The sequence below is a fragment of the bacterium genome (genome assembly GCA_035295165.1).
GTDB lineage: Bacteria > Sysuimicrobiota > Sysuimicrobiia > Sysuimicrobiales > Segetimicrobiaceae > JAJPIA01.
In genome coordinates, this window is record DATGJN010000007.1 from 26784 (window position 1) to 44002 (window position 17219).

Consider the following 17219-nt stretch of genomic DNA (forward strand, 5'->3'; position numbering starts at 1 on the left):
CGCACGGCCACGCGGCCGCCGCCCCGGTCGCGGTACTGACCGATCCGTGCACGGCGCGGACGGGCGTGCAGGGCGGGCGAGGGGGCAGGGCGATGCGCTGGGGACGCGCGGTGCTGGGCGTGGTGATGATGGCGATCGGCGGGGTGTGGTTCCTGCAGGGCATCCGCATCCTGCCCGGCAGCTTCATGACGGGGTCCAGATTCTGGGCGATGGCGGGCGCGGTCGTGGGGCTCGCCGGCCTGTCGGTGCTGGCGTCACTCGGACGCGTGCGCGGGCGGGGGGCGTAGCGCGCCGCTCAGCGGTCGTCCGGCTCGTCGTGCTCCGTGCCGATGCTTCGCCACGCGGTGCGCTGCCAATTGTCCCGCACGCCGTCCGCGGGGAGCCAGGGCGGGAGCGGGAGGAGCAGGCGTCGCGCCAGGCCGTGCACATACGGTTCATACATCTCGCGAAGCTCTTGCAACCGCGCGGCCGATGCCGCGTCGTTGCGCATCGCCACCCCGGCGTCGCCCAGTTGCTTCCAGAGACGCGTGAGATCCGTTGGCGGAAGGCGGTCCCGGCTCGGGAACCGCGGTGGCGCACCTAGAATCTGGCAGAGATCCACGACGGCGTGGCGCGCCATCGCGAACGTGAGCGACGCACTTCTCACCGGCGCGCCCTCGACGCTGGATATGAGCACCGCGCACGCGTCGAGTACCGCGGTCAGCGCCGACAACCACGACTGGTTGTCGTGTTGCGATCGGAAGTACCCGAGGATCGGATAGGAGATCATCGACTCGAGCAGTTGCGCGGACCACAGCTCCCACTCCTGGAGGAACGGCGCGAGCAGCGTGTCCCGGCCGTCCGGGCCCAGCCGCCGCAGCAGCTCGCCGGCCGTGGGCGGGGAGCCCGCCCAGGCATCCAGCAGGGATACCCGCGTCTCACGCCGCGAGAACCCTTGGTACAGCACCGGCAGGTACGAAATCACCAAGGCGAGGAACCCGAGGCCGAGGCCGGATTCGAGCACGGTGATGAAGCGCGCCGGACCGGAACGGGGCACGACGTCGCCGAGGCCGAGGGTGAAGAACGTCGTGCCGCTCATGTAGAGATCGGTGCTGAACCGCACCGCGCCCTCGGGCGTCGCCAACCGAGATCCAAACGCGGTCTGCACCAACGCGAATCCGACGATCAGACCGAGCGCCCAGGTGCCGAAGAGCGCAATCACGGCGAGCGGCCCGAAATAGCTGAGCAGCGCCTCGCGGCGCGGACGGTGAAGGGTCCGTCGGGCGAGGATCCTCCAGAATTTCCACCCGGAGACGATGATCATCCGGGTCAGCCGGACCCGCCGCGTCACCCGGCGCGGCAGAATCATGGTTTCGAACGCATCCCACAGGACGATCAGGATGATGAGGACACCGGCGATGCCGGCCACGTCCGCCATCGGTTTCCCCCCGAACAGGCCCCAGTGCCCCGTCAGCGTGCGGCGTTCGTTGCTAGGTTCCGCGTCGTATCGATCGTCACCTCGACCGACAGCCCAAGCTGCAGGTCGGTTGGCGCGTCGTCGAGCGCGATCCTGATCGGCACACGCTGCACGACCTTGGTGAAGTTCCCGGTCGCGTTCTGCGGCGGCAACAACGAGAGCGCGGCGCCGGTCGCGGGGCCGAGGCGCTCCACACGGCCGTGGAACGTCTGTCGCAGCAGATCGACCCGTACCGTGGCTGGCTGGCCGACGCGGACCCTCGTGAGCTGGGTTTCCTTGAAGTTCGCTTCCACCCACTTGTGCAGCCGCACGATGGTCAGGAGCGTCTGCCCCGGCTGGACGACCTGGCCGGGCTGGACCGGAACCTGGTTCGCGACGACGCCGTCCACCGACGCGACGATACGGGTATCCTGTAGTTGCTCTTGCACGGCCGCGAGTTGTGCCTGCGCTTGAGCGACCGCCGCCTCGGCCGACGCGAGTTGGGCTTGCCGTTCCCGCGTCACATCGAAGCCGGTCTGTGCGCTCGCCACCCCCGCCTGGGCCTGCCGGCGTTGGGCCAGGGCGCCGGTGATGTCCTGACGGCTGATCTCGACCTGCATCTGGTTGGCCTCGGCGGATGCGAGCGCGGCGCGCGCCTGCGTGACGGCATCCCGCGCGCCCCGGTCTTGGGCCACGGCCGCGTCGTACGCCGCCTGCGCTTGATCGACATCCTGCTGCGCGACCGCCCCCTGGGCCAGCAGCGTCTTGTCCCGCGACAGCGTGCGCTGCGCGGTTGCAAGGGCCGAGCGCGCGGACACCGCCTGCCCCTGCGCCGCGCTCAACTGCGCCTCCGCCTGCAACACGGCCTGCCGGAGGGTTCGCTCCTGTATGGCGACCGTGGTCTGCGTCTGCGGCACGTGCGCGTCCGCGGCGGCGAGCGTCGCGTTGGCCTGCGCCACGCTCGCCGCGGTCTGGCTCTGTTGCGTGACCAGCGCGGCGCGGGCCTGGGCCACGTTCGCTTCGGCGGCCCGGATCGCCGCGAGGTCCTGTTCCGCCGCGATCCGCGCGTCGGTGGGGTCGAGCTCGACCAGAACCTGTCCCTGTGCGACGCGCTCGGACCCCTGCACGGAGACGCGCAGGACGCGGCCGGCGATCTTGGCGCTGACGAGCACCGTGTCGCCCTGGACGTACGCATCATCGGTGCTCGGATGAACGGCGGCGTCGCTGAAGTAGTGCATCGCATAGACGACCGCGGCGGCGACGACGATCAGCGCGACGACGAAGACCCAAGTCCGGCGCGCCACTCCGTTTCGGCTCGTCTGCGCGGTCCCTCCTGGAGCGGGAGAGGGGGGACCGGATGCGGGCGCGCCGGACCGATCTCCTGGGGTCCCTGGGTGTTCTGGCGTCATCTGGTGGCGTTCCGACCCGACATGATGGCCACTCTCCCACGAACGGAACGCGTTGGGCACGCCTCGATCCATCCGATCTCGCCCGCGGGCTGCGGCACCATGACTGAACGTTCGTTCATGGGATTGTATGCCCCGACGTGCGTCAACGACACCTCCGTCAACGTTGGCCCCCCGATGGTATCATGAGGCAGTGACGTCGAAGAGTTGGACGCTCGTCGCAGCGGTGCTCGGGTCGGGCATCACGTACCTCGACTCGAGCGTGGTGACCGTGGCGCTTCCCCGCATCGGGCGCGAACTCCCGCATGCACACCTCGGGGTGCTCGAGGGACAGACGTACGTCTACAACGGCTACCTGCTCACGTTGAGCGCGCTGCTCATTCTCGCGGGCGCCCTGACTGACTACTACGGCCGCCGGCGGATGTTCGCGATCGGGATTCTCGGATTCGGCGCGACGTCGCTCCTCTGCGGCCTCGCTCCGACGCTCGAACTGTTGGTGGTGTTTCGCGTGCTCCAAGGCGCGGCGGGCGCGTTCCTCGTGCCGGGCGCGCTCTCGCTGATTACGACGACGTTCACGGGGGAAGAGCAGGGGCGCGCGTTCGGCATCTGGTCCGGCGCGGCGGCCGCGATCACCATCCTCGGGCCGTTCATCGGCGGCGTGCTCGTCGACACGCTGACGTGGCGGGCGGCGTTTCTCATGAACCTCCCGTTCGTGGCGCTCGCGGTGTGGGTGGTGGCACGCCACGTCCGGGAGAGCCGCGATCCGCAGGCGGCCCGCGGGTTCGACATCCCGGGCACGATCACGGCCGCGCTCGCGATCGGCGGTCTCGTCTTCGGCGCGATCTACGGACAGCAGCGGGCCTGGCGGGATCCCATGGCGTTCGTCGCGCTCGCGGTCGGCGTCGCGGCCGCGGTGGCGCTGGTGCCGTTGATGACGCGCCGTCCCCACCCTCTGGTGCCGCCGGAACTGTTCCGGTCGCGTAACTTCACGGTGACCAATCTCTCGACGTTCGTCATCTACGGCGCGTTCGCGGTCGTATTCTACTGCCTGCCGCTGTTCATGCAGGGGACGCTCGGGTATACCGCCGCCGCGGTTGGGCTCGCGACGCTGCCCGTGAGCGTGCTGCTGGCGCTGTTCTCGGCGCGGTTCGGCGTGCTCGCCGCGCGGTATGGCCCGCGCTGGTTCATGGCGGGCGGCCCGGCGTTGATTGCGCTCGGCGTGCTGTGGCTCGCGCGGGTGCCCGCGTCGAGCCCGATGTGGCGGTTGCGCCCCGCGGATCCTGGGACGTATCTTCCGCCGTGGGGATACGCGGTCGACTTCCTGCCTGGGCTGCTCGTGTTCGGCGCGGGGCTGATGATCATGGTCGCGCCGCTGACGACGACCCTCATGACGTCGGTGGAGGCGCGGCACGCGGGACTGGCTTCCGCGATCAACAACGCGGTCGCCGAACTTGGGCCGCAACTCATCGGCGCGATCGCGTTCGTCGTGATCACCGCGGCGTTCTACTCGGCGCTCGCGGCCCGCGCGCCTGGGTTGGAGGTCGGGTCACCCCATGTGCGCCAGTTGCTGGCCCCGCTGAACGCGCCGGCGCCGGGCGCTCCCGCCGCGGCGGCGGCCGCCGCACGCGCGGCGTCGGCGTTCGGGTTTCATCTCGCGATGCTGCTCGGGGCCGCGTTGTTGTCCCTTGGGGCGCTGATCAACGCGATTGGGATTCGCGGAGGAGGGACCGTCTCGGCGCGCCCGGTACGGTCCGTAAGCAGGCACTGGCGACGCGCGTCGCACGCGGTGCCGCAGGACTCGGAGCCGTAGCCCCGGAGGAACGCCGCCCGCGACCGCGCGGCACCACGCCCCTCGGAGGCGCCGCCACGCCCTCAGGCTCGCCGGCGGTTCATCCCTGCGCTGCGCGCGGGCAGCATCCCAGCGCGAGCCGAGACGGCGGCGCGTGGGACCGGCTGGCGGTTTTCAGACGCGGCCTCCGCCGCAAGGTGACGGCGGGCCCAGCGATCGATCGCCTGGATCACGGCGTCGAGCTCAACGCCCCGCGGGGTCAGCTCGTAGCTCGTCTTCGGCGGCATCACGGAGTGGACGGTCTTCTTCACGACCCCGAGCGACTCCAGCCCGTCCAGCCGCTGCGCCAGCGTCGTCGTGTTGCATCCGCCGATCGCCCGGCTCAGGTCGTTGAACCCCCGTGGGCCGTCCAGGAGGGTGCGCACGATGTGGAGCACCCATTTCTCCTGCAGGAGATTGATGGCCCGGGAGGCCGGGCAGAATGCCGCGTCGTCGTGTGCCATCTCCACGCAACGGTAGCACGCCGTCGCACAAATATCAAGTACTTGACTATTTCGAGTACTCCATGATACTGTGCACATAGACAAACGGACCAGACAGGGAGGGACGTCAATGCCGTGGACCATCGATCCGAGCCACTCGCACCTCGATTTTTCCATCAGACACATGGGGATCTCAACCGTCCGGGGACGGTTCAAGAAGTTCAACGCAGAGATCGCCGAGGCGAACAGTACGCTGCGTGGCCTCAACATCGCTGTCGACGCCGCGAGCATCGATACAGGTGAGCCTCAGCGGGACCAACACCTGCGCTCGGGAGACTTCTTCGACGTTGAGAAGTATCCTGAGATCCGGTTCAGGAGCACGGCGGTGTCGTCTCGCGGTCAGGGACGATATCTCGTCAGCGGGGATCTGAAGATCCGCGACACGACGCGCCCGGTCAGTTTCGAGGTCGACGTCACAGACCCCGTCAAGGACCCGTGGGGCAACACCCGTGCCGCTGCGACCGGGAAGGGAAAGCTGAACCGGAAGGAGTGGGGGCTGAACTGGAACAAGGCGTTGGAGCTGGGCGGGTGGCTCGTCGGCGACGATGTGCAGTTCACGTTCGATATCGAGGCGGTGGCGGCCGCGTCGGTCGCGGCACGGTAGGATCGCCGCGGTCGCCTGTCGCGCGACCGAGGAAACATGAGGGCGGGGCTCCCTTGGGGCCCCGCCCTTCGTCGTCGCGGATGCCCTCGACCGGCGGGCGCGGAGGCGCTGCGCTGCCGGTTGCGCGGGAACCGACGCTTGTCTCGGTGAAGGTCTAACCGGAGGCACGCGAGAGGGGGACGGACCGTGAAAGCGATCGTGCTGCATGGCGTGGGCAACCCCGATATGCTCCGCTTGGAGGACGTCCCGGATCCGGTTCCGTCGGCGGGACAGGTCGTGGTGCGCCTGCGGGCCGCCGCGCTGAATCACCGCGATCTCTTCATCTGCCAAGGTCAGTATGCCGGGCTTCGCTTCCCGATCATTCCGGGTTCCGACGGGGTGGGTGTGGTCGCCGCGGTCGGCCCGGGCGTGACGGGGGTGCGGCAGGGAGACCCGGTCGTCATCAACCCCAGTCTCGAGTGGGGCGACGACACGCGCGTCGAGGGCCCCCGGTGGCGCATCCTTGGACTGCCCGAGAACGGCACGTTTGCGGGCATGGTCACCGTGCCGGCCGCAAACGTCTTCCCCGTGCCGGCCGGCCTGTCGGACGAGGCGGCGGCGGCGCTTCCGCTCGCGGGGCTGACCGCGTACCGCGCCGTGGTGACGCGAGGCCGCGTGCAACGAGGCGAGACGGTGCTCGTGCTCGGGATCGGCGGCGGCGTCGCGACGTTCGCGCTGCTGATTGCCAAGCACGCCGGCGCGCGGGTGCTCGTGACGTCGAGCAGCGACGCCAAACTGGAACGCGCGCGGGCCTTGGGCGCCGACGCCGGGTTCAACTATCAGACAGCCGATTGGGTCACGCTGGCCAAGGAGGCCACCGGAGGCGCCGGGCCGGACCTGATCGTGGATGGCACCGGTGGCGCGCCGTTCGATCAAGCGCTGGACGCGGTCCGTTCCGGAGGACGCGTGGTAACATACGGGGCAACGCTTGGTCCCGTGCCCCAACTGACGGTGCGCCGGATCTTCTGGAAACTCCTCGACGTGCTCGGGACGAAGATGGGGTCCCCCGAGGATTTCCGAGGGATGCTGGCCTTATTCGATCAAGCCCGGCTCCGCCCCGTCGTGGACCGCGTCTACCCCCTGGCCGAGGCGGGGCAGGCACTCGCGCACATGGCGCAGGCGGCACAGTTCGGGAAGATCGTGCTCCGGATCGCGTAGCCGCGGCGCCCTCGGCCTCAGTAGAAGGTGTGCCTGGCGATGCGCCGGTCCTCGAGGGTCTCGCGCGATTTCATGGCCGAGTAGACCATGACGAACGGCAACAGGACGCCGCCCGAGAGTGTCGCGAGCAGGAGCAGGATGATCCCGTGGAACCAGATGCCTTCCGCGATGAACCACACCGGGCCGAGGAAGAACGCCCACCAGTTCCAGCCGAGCTTCGGCGGCGTCACGTGACCCAGCACGTCCCGCGCCACGAACTCCGTGGGCGACGCACCGACCCTGAGCGGCTGGTAGTGCGACAACGCCTGCGTCAGCCAGATGAAGAAGACCAGCAGACCGAACAGGATAAGGCCGAACGTCGCGATCGCCGACGCTTCCACACGCACACCTCGTCGATCCTCGAATCTCGGCGGCCGGGCCGCCTCCGGGTGGTATTTCGCGGTGTTGCGACGAATCTCCTTACCCAAGGACGCGTTCGCGCCGGGTGAGCGCGGTGACGGAGACGAGGTGACGGCATGGCCGGAGGATCGTTTGCGGGGCGCGGGGTGATCGTCACGGGGGCGGGGGCGGGGATCGGTCGCGGGATCGCGACGGCGTTCGCCCGCGAGGGAGCGTGCGTCGCCGTCGTGGATATCAACGCCGAGACGGTGGCGGAGACGGCGGCGGCTCTCGCCGCAGGACCGGGCACGGCGTGCGCCGTCGCCGGCGACGTCGGCTCCGCGGAGGGGGTTGAGCGCATCATGGCGGAAGTCACCCGCCGCCTCGACCGGATCGAGGTGCTGGTCAACGACGCCGGCGTGTACCCGAACTGCCCGGTCATCGAGATGCCCGAGGACCAGTGGGATCGCGTGATCGACACGAACCTCAAGGGGACGTTCCTGATGTGCCGCGCGGTTGCGCGCCGCATGGTCGAGCAGCGCGTCGCGGGCTCCATCGTCAACATTGCCTCGGGCGCATACAAGTCGGCGCGCCGCGGCGCGTCGCATTACTGCGCCAGCAAGGCCGGCATTGTCATGTTCAGCAAGGTCCTGGCGCAGGAGCTCGCGGCACATCAGATTCGCGTGAACGTGGTGTCCCCGGGCCTCATCGACGTCGGCCGGCGCGGCGACGTCAACCCCAACTACAAGGAGACGCTGTTGCGGAACATTCCGTGGGGACGGATGGGCGAGCCTCTGGAGATCGCCGAGGCGGTGCTGTTCATGTCGTCACCCGGCGCGTCGTACGTCACCGGTTCGGTGCTCGATGTGGACGGCGGATCCAGCGCGGGGCGGTTCTTCCTCCCCTACAGCCGCGGATGATGCACGACGATGCGAGCCGCGGCGAACCGCGGCGGACGCGGTCGACTCCCACGGCGGGCGCGGGCCGGGGGTTCGATCCCGCGGCGTTTCTGCCCCGGGCGTGGTATGAGGCGCTGATCGATCTCCGACTGCGCGACCCCGAGGCCGCGCTGGCCGAGGCGGAGGCGCGCACCCGCCGGGCGGTGCCGGCGCCGACCGGCCGGCTCCTGGTGCTCGCGGCCGACCATCCCGCGCGCATGGTCACGCGGGCCGGCGCCGATCCGGTGGCGATGGGGGATCGGTGGATGCTGTTGAGCCGCGTCCTGCGCGTGTTGACGGCGCCGGGGGTGGACGGGCTCATGGCGACGCCCGACGTCGCCGAGGAAATCCTGCTCCTGAGCCACCTCGCCCGACGGCGGTCCGGACGTGGCTGGCTCGACGACAAGGTGATCCTCGGCTGCATGAACCGCGGTGGGTTGTCCGGAACGGTGTTCGAAATCGACGATCGCATGACGGCGTTCACGGTCGACGGCATGGTGCGCCTGCGTTGCGACGGCGCCAAACTCATGGTGCGGGTCGATCCTCAGGATGCGGTCACGCCGGTGACCCTGGAGACATGCGCGCACGCGATCGACGCGTGCCATGCGGCGGGCCTCACCGTCTTCTTGGAAGCGTTCCTCGTGGACCGCACGCCGGCGGGGCCGCGCCCGCGCACCGACGCGGAGAGCCTCATTCGCGCGGCGGGCGTGGCGGCCGGCCTCGGCACCTCGACCGCGCACACCTGGCTCAAGCTCCCGTACGGCGCGGGGTACGATCGCGTCGCCGCCGCGACCACCCTGCCGATCTTGATGTTGGGCGGAGAGGTGCGGGACGATCCCCAGATCGTCCTGGACGAGTTCGCCGCCGGTATGGCGGCCGGCCCGACCGTTCGCGGGGCGCTCGTCGGCCGAAACATTTCCTTCGCGCCGAACGAAGATCCACGCGCGCTGGCCGTGGCGACGGCTGCGGTGGTCCACCGCGGCGCCACGGGTGCGGAGGCGAGGGAGTTGATCGCGGGCGAGCGCGGGCGTGAGTTCGACAGCGTCACGCGGCTGGGCGACGCTCCCGGGGCCTGATCGGTCCGGGGCGGGCGTCGCCCGCCCCGCGCACGTGGCCGGGGGTGGCCCTCCGGAGCGGAACTTGCATTCACCATGTGCCAAGGAGGCGGTCCCGTGATTCGGGTCGGCGTGATGGTGGAGGGACAGGAAGGGCTGACGTGGGACCGCTGGCGGCGGATCGCGGAGACCGCGGAGGCGGCGGGGTTCGAGTCGCTGTGGCGCTCCGACCATTTATTCTCGCTATTCGGTGTGGAGACGAGGCCGGGGCTGGATGCCTGGACGTCGCTCGCCGCGCTCGCGACGATGACACGCCGCCTCCGGTTCGGTCCGCTCGTGTCGCCGATCACGTTCTACCATCCCGCCGTCCTCGCGCGCCACGCGGCTGCCGTCGATGTGCTCTCGGGCGGGCGGCTGGAACTCGGCATCGGCGCGGGGTGGCACGACCGCGAGCACGAAGCGTTCGGCGTTCCATACCCACGGGTGGGTGAGCGGATCCGGCGGTTGGACGAAGCCGCGCACGTGATCCGCGCCCTGTGGGGGGACGGGCCGGCACGGTTCGACGGGCGGTACTACCGGCTGGCCGGCGCCGTGGGGTGGCCGAAGCCGACGCAGCGACCTGCGCCGCCGCTCGTCATCGGCGGCAAGGGCCCGCGGTTGCTCGAGGTCGTCGCGAAGCACGCCGATGAGTGGAACTGCGGTGGGTCGCAGCCCCCTGCGGCCGTCCGAGCGCGCCGGGCGATTCTCGAGACCGCGTGCCGCGCGATGGGACGAGATCCGACCGCCATCCGCTACTCATGGATGGGGGCGTTCATCATCGGCGAGTCCCGCGCCGCCTTGGACGCGCGGGCGCGTAAGATTCAAGAGTACGTGATCACCCGCGCGGGGGAGTCGCCTCACCAACTTCCGGAGACGCTCCGGTCCACGGGGTGGCTCGTGGGGACGCCCGGGGAGATCGTCGAGCAGGTGGCTGCGCTGGCGGCCGAAGGGATCGAGCGCGTGATGCTGCAGTACTTCGATCAGGAGGACCTGGACGCGCTACGCTTGATCGGCGAGCAGGTGATCCCGCGCCTTCGCAACGTGACGGCGACGCGGCCGCCGCTGTCGTAGCGCCTAGGCCCCATCGCATCGATCGGTGTCTGGCGCCTGCGCACCGGGCGGCGTCCCGTTGACAGGCGCGGCGATGGCCCACTACAATCACGCAGGAGTGCCAGTACGGGGAGGTACCCAAGCGGCCAAAGGGGGCTGACTGTAGATCAGCTGGCGGAATGCCTTCGGAGGTTCGAATCCTTCCCTCCCCACCAAACCCAGCGAGACGCGACGCCCGGCCACCGGCCGGGCGTTTCCGCTGGGCCCGCTCAGCGCAGGTCGATCGGGCGTTCTCCAGCCGCCCGGTCAGCGCGACCCGCTGGTCGTCGTTGGGGTACGCACGTAACCCTTCGGTGAGCGCCGACTGCGCGTCGGTGAGCGTCCGGCGGCGACGCGCGCGCCCAAGCCGCCACGCGATCCGACGCCTGGTCGGTCACGGTGACCGTGTATGAGCCGGTCCGGACAGCGTGCCGTGATCGCGGGCACGGCGGCGGGGCCGATCCGCCCCGTGGCTCCGGGTGTTCGCCCGTGCCCATCCATGCTCCCGCTCGCTCGCACCCGGCGAACTCGGTGCGGAAGGTCTAGCCCCCGACAGTTCCGGGCACAACGGTTGCGCAGGCGTGAACGGGGCGGGGGGGCCGTGCCGGAACTCGCGAGCGTCACGGACGTCGACAGCCAGCAGCGACAGGGGCAGGAGCAGCAGGAACCGATACGCTGTTTCAAGTGCCCCAGAGAACGCGGGAAAGACGAACCCGGGTGGTATTTCCTCGACCCCTCGCGGTTGCGTGGTTCCTTGCGGCGCCACATCGTGTTCGTGTGTCCCGCGCACTACGAACAGTTCGCCGCCGCCGAGCGGGCCAGGTGGGACGCCGCCGGCGAACCTGTGTTCTCCTCTCAACTGCCACCGCTGACGATGGCCGACCCGTCCGTCGACGCGCCGATGCCGCCCGCACTTCCCCCGCTCACGCCGCCGGACGCGCAGGAGCCCTCGCCGTCACCGCTGGCCGGCGAGATGATGTTCCCAACTTCGATCATCGCCGCGACATAACTCCGGGCGCCGCGGGTGCGGCGCCGGGTGCGGCATTGGTCTCGATACCGACTCCCCACAACGTCTACGGCGTGCCGCCCCTCGGTGCCCGCCTTGCTCGGGCGCCATCACGGACATCGCCACATTCGTCCCGCGGATCGTCGACGCGCAGCGTCGACGGCGACGATCTGTTGGGTCCCGGTCGCGGCACCCATCGCGGGAAATTCCCGCCCCGATCTGCTATAGTAATGGCCGGAGTTCGCGATCGGTCGATGCGGGAGTAGCTCAATGGTAGAGTGCCAGCCTTCCAAGCTGGCGATGCGGGTTCGATTCCCGTCTCCCGCTCCAACGTCGTCTTCGGTGTGGGCGTTGCAGGATGCGGCGAGCCACCCGACCGGCGTGTCGCGAGGCGGGGGCAGCCGCGAAGCAGACCTGAAGATTCGGGCGCATCGCCAGGGAGGAACGGGCGGGGCGGCGAAATAGGGGCGCGCGCATCCTGCCCGGGTGCGCGTCCTGTGCCGGCCAACGGCTGAGGAGGCGGTATGAACAAGGAAGAACTGGTCGACCACGTGGCCCAAGGGACGGGTCAGACGAAGAAGCAGGCGATGGTGATCGTCGATGCCGTGTTCGCGAGCATCGCCGACGCGCTGCGGCGCGGCGAGAAGGTCACCGTCGTGGGGTTCGGGACGTTCCAAGTCAAGTCCCGCGCGGCGCGCGACGGCCGGAACCCCAAGACCGGCGACAAGATCCATATCCCCTCTCGAAAGGTACCGGCCTTCACGGCGGGCAAGGACCTGAAGGCCGAGGTCAACTGACGCGACGCGGAACGAGGACGGTTGTGCGGCGGGCCGCAGCGACGGCCCGCCGCGCGTTCAACGACGGGAATCCCGGAGCGACGACGTGGCGGCGAAGATCCTCGACGGCAACGCGCTGATGCGGGCGCGCCGGGCCGGACTCGCGGCGGAGGTGGAGGCGTTCATCGCGAAACACGGCGTCGCGCCGTGCCTCGCCGCGATCCTGGTCGGCGACGACCCCGCGTCCCACTCCTACGTCAAGAGCAAGGCCCGCGACGCGGGCCGCGTCGGGATGCGGTCCGAGACGTTTCACCTGGCGGCGTCGACGACGCCCGCAGAGCTGCTCGCGCTGATCGACGATCTGAACGCACGGCGCGATGTGCACGGGATTTTGCCGCAACTGCCGCTACCGCGACAGATCGATCCGGATCTCGTGTTCGAACGGCTGCGGCCCGAGAAAGACGTGGACGGGCTCACGCCGGCGAACCTCGGGCGTCTGGTGATCGGGCGCGCCCGGCTCGTGCCCTGCACGCCGCTCGGCGTCATGGCGCTGATCGATGCCGCCGGGGTCGACCTCGCGGGGCGGGAGGCGGTGGTCGTCGGCCGCAGCACGATCGTCGGGAAGCCCACCGCGCTGTTGCTGCTGCAGCGACACGCGACCGTGACGATGTGTCACTCGCGCACCGCCGACCTGGCGGGGCACATCGGCCGCGCCGACATCCTCGTCAGCGCGGTGGGGCAGGCCCGGTTGGTCCGGCGGGAGATGGTGAAGCTCGGCGCGGTCGTGATCGACGTCGGCATCAGTCGCGTCGGCGGCGATCTCGTGGGCGACGTGGACTTCGAGGCGGTCCGGGAAGTCGCGGGGGCGATCACGCCGATGCCCGGCGGGACCGGCCCGATGACGAGGGCGATGCTGCTGGAGAACACGCTGGCCGCGGCGCGGTGGCAACTTGAGGCGTCCGCGTGACCTACGCCGAGGCGCTGCGGTATCTCGAGGACCTCATCAAACCCGACCGGCCGCGGCGGCCCTACACCGAGGTGAAGCTCGCCCGCATGCGTGACCTGCTCGCGCGTCTCGGCGATCCCCAGTCGCGCCTGCGCGCCGTTCTCGTCGCCGGCACGAAGGGAAAGGGCTCGGCGGCGGTCATGATCGCGGAGATGCTCAAGACGGCGGGGTACCGCGTCGGCTTGGCGGTGAAGCCGCACCTCGTAGACTACCGGGAGCGCATCCAGGTCGACGGCCAGATGATCGGGAAGGCCGAGCTCGCCGCGTTGGTCGCGTCGGTTCGCCCGGCTGTCGAGGCGGGTAGCGTGGAGCCCTGGGGCCTCGCCACGTACGTCGAGACGACCGTCGCGATGGCGTTCACGTACTTCGTCCGTCGAGAGGTGGACGTTGCGGTCGTCGAGGTGGGGATCGGCGGCCGCCTCGACGCGACGAATACGCTGGACCCGGCCGTCTCGGTGATCACGCCGATCAGCTACGATCACACCGAGCTACTCGGCACGACGCTGGACGCGATCGCCCGTGAGAAGGCGGGGATCATTCGTGCCCAGGGGCGCGTGGTGTCGGCGCCGCAGCCCGACGAAGCGGGTGCCGTGATCGCGGAGACGTGCGCGGCGCAGGGCGCGCGGCTCGTCCGGGTCGGCCGGGATGTCCGGGTGGCGCTGCACGAGGCGTCCCTCGACGGCGTGCATGCGACGATCGACGGCCTCCGCGGCCGGTACGACGTGCGGGTACCTCTCCTGGGACGGCACCAGGCGCAGAACGCCGCCACGGCGATCGCGACGGTCGAGCTGCTCGGCGACGTCGGCGTCGACGTGCCCGCCGACGCAATCCGCGCCGGGTTGAGCTCGGTGCGTTGGCCGGCCCGTGTGGAGTTGGTCGGGACCCATCCGTACACGATCGTCGACGCAGGCCACAACCCCGCGTCGATGGCCGCGCTGCGCGAGACGCTGCACGAACTCCTCGGACATCGCCGGCTCGTGCTCGTCTTCGGGATGCTCGCCACCAAGGACTACCGCACCGTGACGGCGTTGATCGCGCCGCTCGCCGATCAAACCGTGACGACCCGTCCGGACAACCCTCACGCGCTGCCGGCCGCCGATCTCGCGGACGAGGTTCGCCGGTACACGCCCAACGTGGTTGCGATCGACGACTGGCGTCTCGCCCTGGCCGAGGCGAAGCGGCTGGCGCAGCCCGAGGACGTGCTCGTGGTCACCGGTTCCTTCTACTTCGTCGGCGAGGCCCGCGAACGGCTGCTCCGGAGGAAGGCCGCGGCGCCGGCGAGAAGGTAGAATCGAGATGTGGGTTGACCTGCTGGCGGAAGAGCTGCGCAAGTCGTCGCCGGGTCCGCACGTGGTGAACGACGCGAAGACGCCGTCCGGCCACGTGCCGGTCGCGCATCTGCGGGGTGTGCTGATGCACGACTGCGTCGCGCGGGCGCTGCGCGATGCCGGCGCCCCGACGACGTTCCTCTACGGGTTCGACGACTACGACCCGATGGACGATCTCCCGCCGGCGCTGCCGGACTACGCCCGGTACATGGGCATGCCCTTTGCCATGATCCCGTCGCCCGACGGCCGCGCCCCGAGTTACGGCCACTTCTATGCGGCCGAGTTTGCCGACGCGTTCAACCGGCTCGGCGCGCACCCGACGATCTATCGCACCTCGGAGATGTACCGCAGCGGCGGTTTCGACGACGGGATCCGCCGCGCGCTGGATCGGGTGGAGACGATCCGGACCGTCTACCGGGACGTGACGCACAGCAAGCGCATCGACGACCATTGGTGGCCCGTTCAGGTGCTCTGTGAGCGCTGCGGGCGCATCGGGACGACGAACGTGCTGGCGTGGGACGGGGACCAGGTCGAGTACGTGTGCGCGCCGGACAAGGTCGCGTGGGCCCAGGGCTGCGGGTATCGGGGCAAGCGCTCGCCGTTCCGCGGCGGCGCGAAGCTGCTGTACCGCGTCGAGTGGCCGGCGAAGTGGTCGGCGCTCGGGGTCACGGTGGAAGGGGCCGGGAAAGACCACATGACGCGCGGCGGGACGCACGACGTGGCGCGCGAGGTCAGCGTCCATGTCTTCGGACGGTCGGCGCCGTTTTCGTTCGCCTACGAGTTTCTGCTGTACGGCGGCAAGAAGATGAGCACGTCCAAGGCCGTCGGCACCACCGCGTCGGAAATCCTCCAGGTGTTGCGGGCCGAACTGGCGCGGTTCTTGATCGTCCGTCCGTTGCCCCGCCGCCAGGTGGAGTTCGATCCCGGCGGCGACACGATCCCCAACCTGTACGACGAGTACGATCGCGCGGCCGCGGCCTTCTTCAAGGAGACCGACAACCCGGATCTTGCGCGCACGTTCTACTTCGCGCGCGTCGATGCTCCGCCACCGCACTGCTACCGGCCGAGATTCGTGAAGGTCGCCTACCTGACCCAGATGCCATCGGTCGATCTCCCGCGGGCGGTCGCACGCGACAAGGGGGCGCCGCTGACCGATGACGATCGCGGGGAACTGGCGCACCGCGTCGCGGACGCCCGACGGTGGCTCGCGACCTACGCCCCGGAACACTACAAGTTCGAGGTGCGCGACTCGGTACCGTCGAGCGCCGCCGTGCTCACGCCCACGCAGCGACGCTACCTGCTGCGGGTGGCCGACGCCATCGAGACCGGCCCCCGCGCGGGCAGCGCGGACACCTCGCCATCGAGCGCGCCTGTTGGCGGCCGTCCCACCGCGCCAGCGGAGACGCGTGGGCGCGCCATGACCCTCGACGATCGCCGGCCGCCCGCCGGCGCGCCGCCCTGGACGGGAGAGCAACTGCACGCGCGCCTCCACGAGCTCAAGGAGGAGATCGGGCTGAGCCCGCGGGAGGCGTTCGGCGCGATCTATCAGGCGTTCCTCGGGAAGGACTCGGGACCGCAGGCGGGGTGGCTGCTCGCCGCGCTCGATCCGCAGTTCGTGTTGAACCGGCTCAGGGAGGTAGCGCGTGATGCAGCCTGAAGGAAGCGGCGGTCGCGCCTGCGTGGTGGCCGTGCTGAAGAGCCTGGACGCGCGACGTGTCGCGCAGATCGGGGCGGTGGATCCGCGTGTCCGTGTCGTCCCCGTGACCGATCGCACCACGTGGTACGAGGAGGCGCCGCACGCCGAGGTCATCCTGGGCTTTCGGCCGCTGCGCGAAGGCGCGACACGGTCCCAGGCCCTGAAGTGGGTGCACCAGGGGGGAGCCGGCGTCGAGAACCTCACCGAGGACGTCGCCGGGACGGAGATCGTGGTGACCAACACCCATGTCCATGGGGACACGATCGCCGAGCACGTCCTCGCGCTGATGCTCGCGCACACGCGCCGGCTGCGGGAACTGTTTCAGTACCAGGACCGCCGGGAGTGGGGGCACGACGCCGTCCGCGCACACCGGCTGCTCGCCGGACACACCATCGGCGTTCTGGGGCTCGGCACGATCGGACAGGCGGTCGCCCGGCGCGCCGCCGCATTTGGGATGCGCGTCTGGGGTACGCGGCGACACCCGGCGGCTGTCGAGGGCGTCGAGCGCGTGTTGCCGCCGAGCGGGCTCGACGATGTGCTGCGGGTCTCGGATGTGCTGGCGGTGACGCTGCCGTTGACCCGTGAGACCCGCGGTCTCATCGGCGCGCGCGAGCTCGGGCTGTTGCCGCGCGGCGCGTTCCTCGTGAACATCGGTCGCGGCCCGATCATCGACGAGCCGGCCCTCATCGACGCCCTGCGCAGCGGGCGGCTCGGGGGCGCGGGGCTGGACGTGTTCGTGCAGGAACCCCTCCCCGCCACGAGCCCGCTGTGGACCGCGCCGAATCTGATCGTGTCACCTCACACCTCGGGGGGATTCCCCGGGTACACCGACCAGATGATCGCGTTGTTTTGCGACAACCTTCGGAGGTACTTGACGGGACAGCCACTCCGCAACGTCGTCGATACGGCCCTGGGCTACTAAAACGCCCGAACAG

The 17219-nt window shown here is 70.1% G+C and carries 16 protein-coding genes, 2 tRNA genes and 1 pseudogene; 15 read left to right on the forward strand and 4 right to left on the reverse strand.

The genetic code is table 11. The annotated features are described in order from the left end of the window. Window positions 1–92: 92 nt before the first annotated feature. Window positions 93–287, forward strand: coding sequence for a hypothetical protein (locus VKZ50_01230; GenBank protein ID HLJ58337.1), 195 nt, complete (start codon window positions 93–95; stop codon window positions 285–287). An 8-nt stretch (window positions 288–295) separates the two neighbouring features. On the opposite strand, the gene VKZ50_01235 is transcribed toward VKZ50_01230, so the two are convergent. Together VKZ50_01235 and VKZ50_01240 are read right to left on the reverse strand one after the other, a co-directional pair. After that, window positions 296–1417, reverse strand: coding sequence for a potassium channel family protein (locus VKZ50_01235; protein HLJ58338.1), 1122 nt, complete (start codon window positions 1415–1417; stop codon window positions 296–298). A 32-nt stretch (window positions 1418–1449) separates the two neighbouring features. Continuing rightward, entirely contained in the window at window positions 1450–2739 is a 1290-nt protein-coding gene (locus VKZ50_01240) for an HlyD family efflux transporter periplasmic adaptor subunit (GenBank protein ID HLJ58339.1), read from the reverse strand. A gap of 295 nt (window positions 2740–3034) precedes the next feature. Between VKZ50_01240 and VKZ50_01245 the strand changes: the two genes are divergently transcribed. Then, window positions 3035–4651 (forward strand): MFS transporter, encoded by a 1617-nt coding sequence (locus tag VKZ50_01245; protein HLJ58340.1) that lies wholly within the window; start codon window positions 3035–3037, stop codon window positions 4649–4651. A 167-nt stretch (window positions 4652–4818) separates the two neighbouring features. Here the strand turns inward: VKZ50_01245 and VKZ50_01250 are convergent. Next, window positions 4819–5133, reverse strand: a pseudogene (locus tag VKZ50_01250) (helix-turn-helix domain-containing protein). Between the two features lie 109 nt (window positions 5134–5242). Here VKZ50_01250 and VKZ50_01255 point away from each other — a divergent pair. Together VKZ50_01255 and VKZ50_01260 are read left to right on the forward strand one after the other, a co-directional pair. Further along, complete coding sequence (locus VKZ50_01255) at window positions 5243–5776, forward strand: YceI family protein (GenBank protein HLJ58341.1); 534 nt, start codon at window positions 5243–5245, stop codon at window positions 5774–5776. Between the two features lie 186 nt (window positions 5777–5962). Next, window positions 5963–6973, forward strand: a complete 1011-nt coding sequence (locus VKZ50_01260; protein ID HLJ58342.1) for a zinc-binding dehydrogenase — start codon at window positions 5963–5965, stop codon at window positions 6971–6973. 17 nt (window positions 6974–6990) lie between these two features. On the opposite strand, the gene VKZ50_01265 is transcribed toward VKZ50_01260, so the two are convergent. After that, window positions 6991–7353 carry a DUF2628 domain-containing protein gene (locus VKZ50_01265; protein ID HLJ58343.1) on the reverse strand — a complete coding sequence of 121 codons (363 nt, stop codon included), beginning with the start codon at window positions 7351–7353 and terminating at the stop codon, window positions 6991–6993. A 135-nt stretch (window positions 7354–7488) separates the two neighbouring features. On the opposite strand from VKZ50_01265, the gene VKZ50_01270 reads away from it, so the two are divergent. From VKZ50_01270 to VKZ50_01320, 11 genes are all read left to right on the forward strand, one after another. After that, on the forward strand, window positions 7489–8271 hold the full coding sequence (locus tag VKZ50_01270) for a glucose 1-dehydrogenase (GenBank protein HLJ58344.1): 783 nt from the start codon (window positions 7489–7491) through the stop codon (window positions 8269–8271). Beyond that, window positions 8268–9365, forward strand: coding sequence for a hypothetical protein (locus VKZ50_01275; GenBank protein HLJ58345.1), 1098 nt, complete (start codon window positions 8268–8270; stop codon window positions 9363–9365). Before VKZ50_01270 ends, VKZ50_01275 begins: the two co-directional genes overlap by 4 nt. Window positions 9366–9461: 96 nt before the next feature. Continuing rightward, window positions 9462–10454, forward strand: coding sequence for a TIGR03560 family F420-dependent LLM class oxidoreductase (locus VKZ50_01280; protein ID HLJ58346.1), 993 nt, complete (start codon window positions 9462–9464; stop codon window positions 10452–10454). A gap of 107 nt (window positions 10455–10561) precedes the next feature. Beyond that, window positions 10562–10648 (forward strand) — tRNA-Tyr (locus tag VKZ50_01285). A gap of 425 nt (window positions 10649–11073) precedes the next feature. Beyond that, window positions 11074–11481, forward strand: coding sequence for a hypothetical protein (locus VKZ50_01290; GenBank protein HLJ58347.1), 408 nt, complete (start codon window positions 11074–11076; stop codon window positions 11479–11481). Between the two features lie 253 nt (window positions 11482–11734). Further along, a tRNA-Gly gene (locus VKZ50_01295) sits at window positions 11735–11808 on the forward strand. Window positions 11809–12002: 194 nt separating this feature from the next. Next, complete coding sequence (locus VKZ50_01300; GenBank protein ID HLJ58348.1) at window positions 12003–12275, forward strand: HU family DNA-binding protein; 273 nt, start codon at window positions 12003–12005, stop codon at window positions 12273–12275. An 85-nt stretch (window positions 12276–12360) separates the two neighbouring features. Then, window positions 12361–13221 carry a tetrahydrofolate dehydrogenase/cyclohydrolase catalytic domain-containing protein gene (locus VKZ50_01305; GenBank protein ID HLJ58349.1) on the forward strand — a complete coding sequence of 287 codons (861 nt, stop codon included), beginning with the start codon at window positions 12361–12363 and terminating at the stop codon, window positions 13219–13221. Then, entirely contained in the window at window positions 13218–14549 is a 1332-nt protein-coding gene (locus VKZ50_01310; GenBank protein ID HLJ58350.1) for a folylpolyglutamate synthase/dihydrofolate synthase family protein, read from the forward strand. The genes VKZ50_01305 and VKZ50_01310 overlap by 4 nt, the downstream gene beginning before the upstream one ends. A 7-nt stretch (window positions 14550–14556) precedes the next feature. After that, the gene (gene lysS / locus VKZ50_01315) at window positions 14557–16245 is read left to right on the forward strand and encodes a lysine--tRNA ligase (GenBank protein HLJ58351.1); all 1689 of its coding nucleotides are present in this window, start codon (window positions 14557–14559) and stop codon (window positions 16243–16245) included. Then, complete coding sequence (locus VKZ50_01320) at window positions 16235–17206, forward strand: D-2-hydroxyacid dehydrogenase (GenBank protein ID HLJ58352.1); 972 nt, start codon at window positions 16235–16237, stop codon at window positions 17204–17206. The genes lysS and VKZ50_01320 overlap by 11 nt, the downstream gene beginning before the upstream one ends. The last annotated feature ends 13 nt before the right edge of the window (window positions 17207–17219 follow it).

Bases quoted from the DNA above. Each gene is read 5' to 3' on its own strand.
- VKZ50_01230 (HLJ58337.1), top strand. From the start codon at position 93: ATGCGCTGGGGACGCGCGGTGCTGGGCGTGGTGATGATGGCGATCGGC.
- VKZ50_01235 (HLJ58338.1), bottom strand. From the start codon at position 1,417: ATGGCGGACGTGGCCGGCATCGCCGGTGTCCTCATCATCCTGATCGTC.
- VKZ50_01255 (HLJ58341.1), top strand. From the start codon at position 5,243: ATGCCGTGGACCATCGATCCGAGCCACTCGCACCTCGATTTTTCCATC.
- VKZ50_01270 (HLJ58344.1), top strand. From the start codon at position 7,489: ATGGCCGGAGGATCGTTTGCGGGGCGCGGGGTGATCGTCACGGGGGCG.
- VKZ50_01275 (HLJ58345.1), top strand. From the start codon at position 8,268: ATGATGCACGACGATGCGAGCCGCGGCGAACCGCGGCGGACGCGGTCG.
- VKZ50_01300 (HLJ58348.1), top strand. From the start codon at position 12,003: ATGAACAAGGAAGAACTGGTCGACCACGTGGCCCAAGGGACGGGTCAG.
- lysS (HLJ58351.1), top strand. From the start codon at position 14,557: ATGTGGGTTGACCTGCTGGCGGAAGAGCTGCGCAAGTCGTCGCCGGGT.
- VKZ50_01320 (HLJ58352.1), top strand. From the start codon at position 16,235: ATGCAGCCTGAAGGAAGCGGCGGTCGCGCCTGCGTGGTGGCCGTGCTG.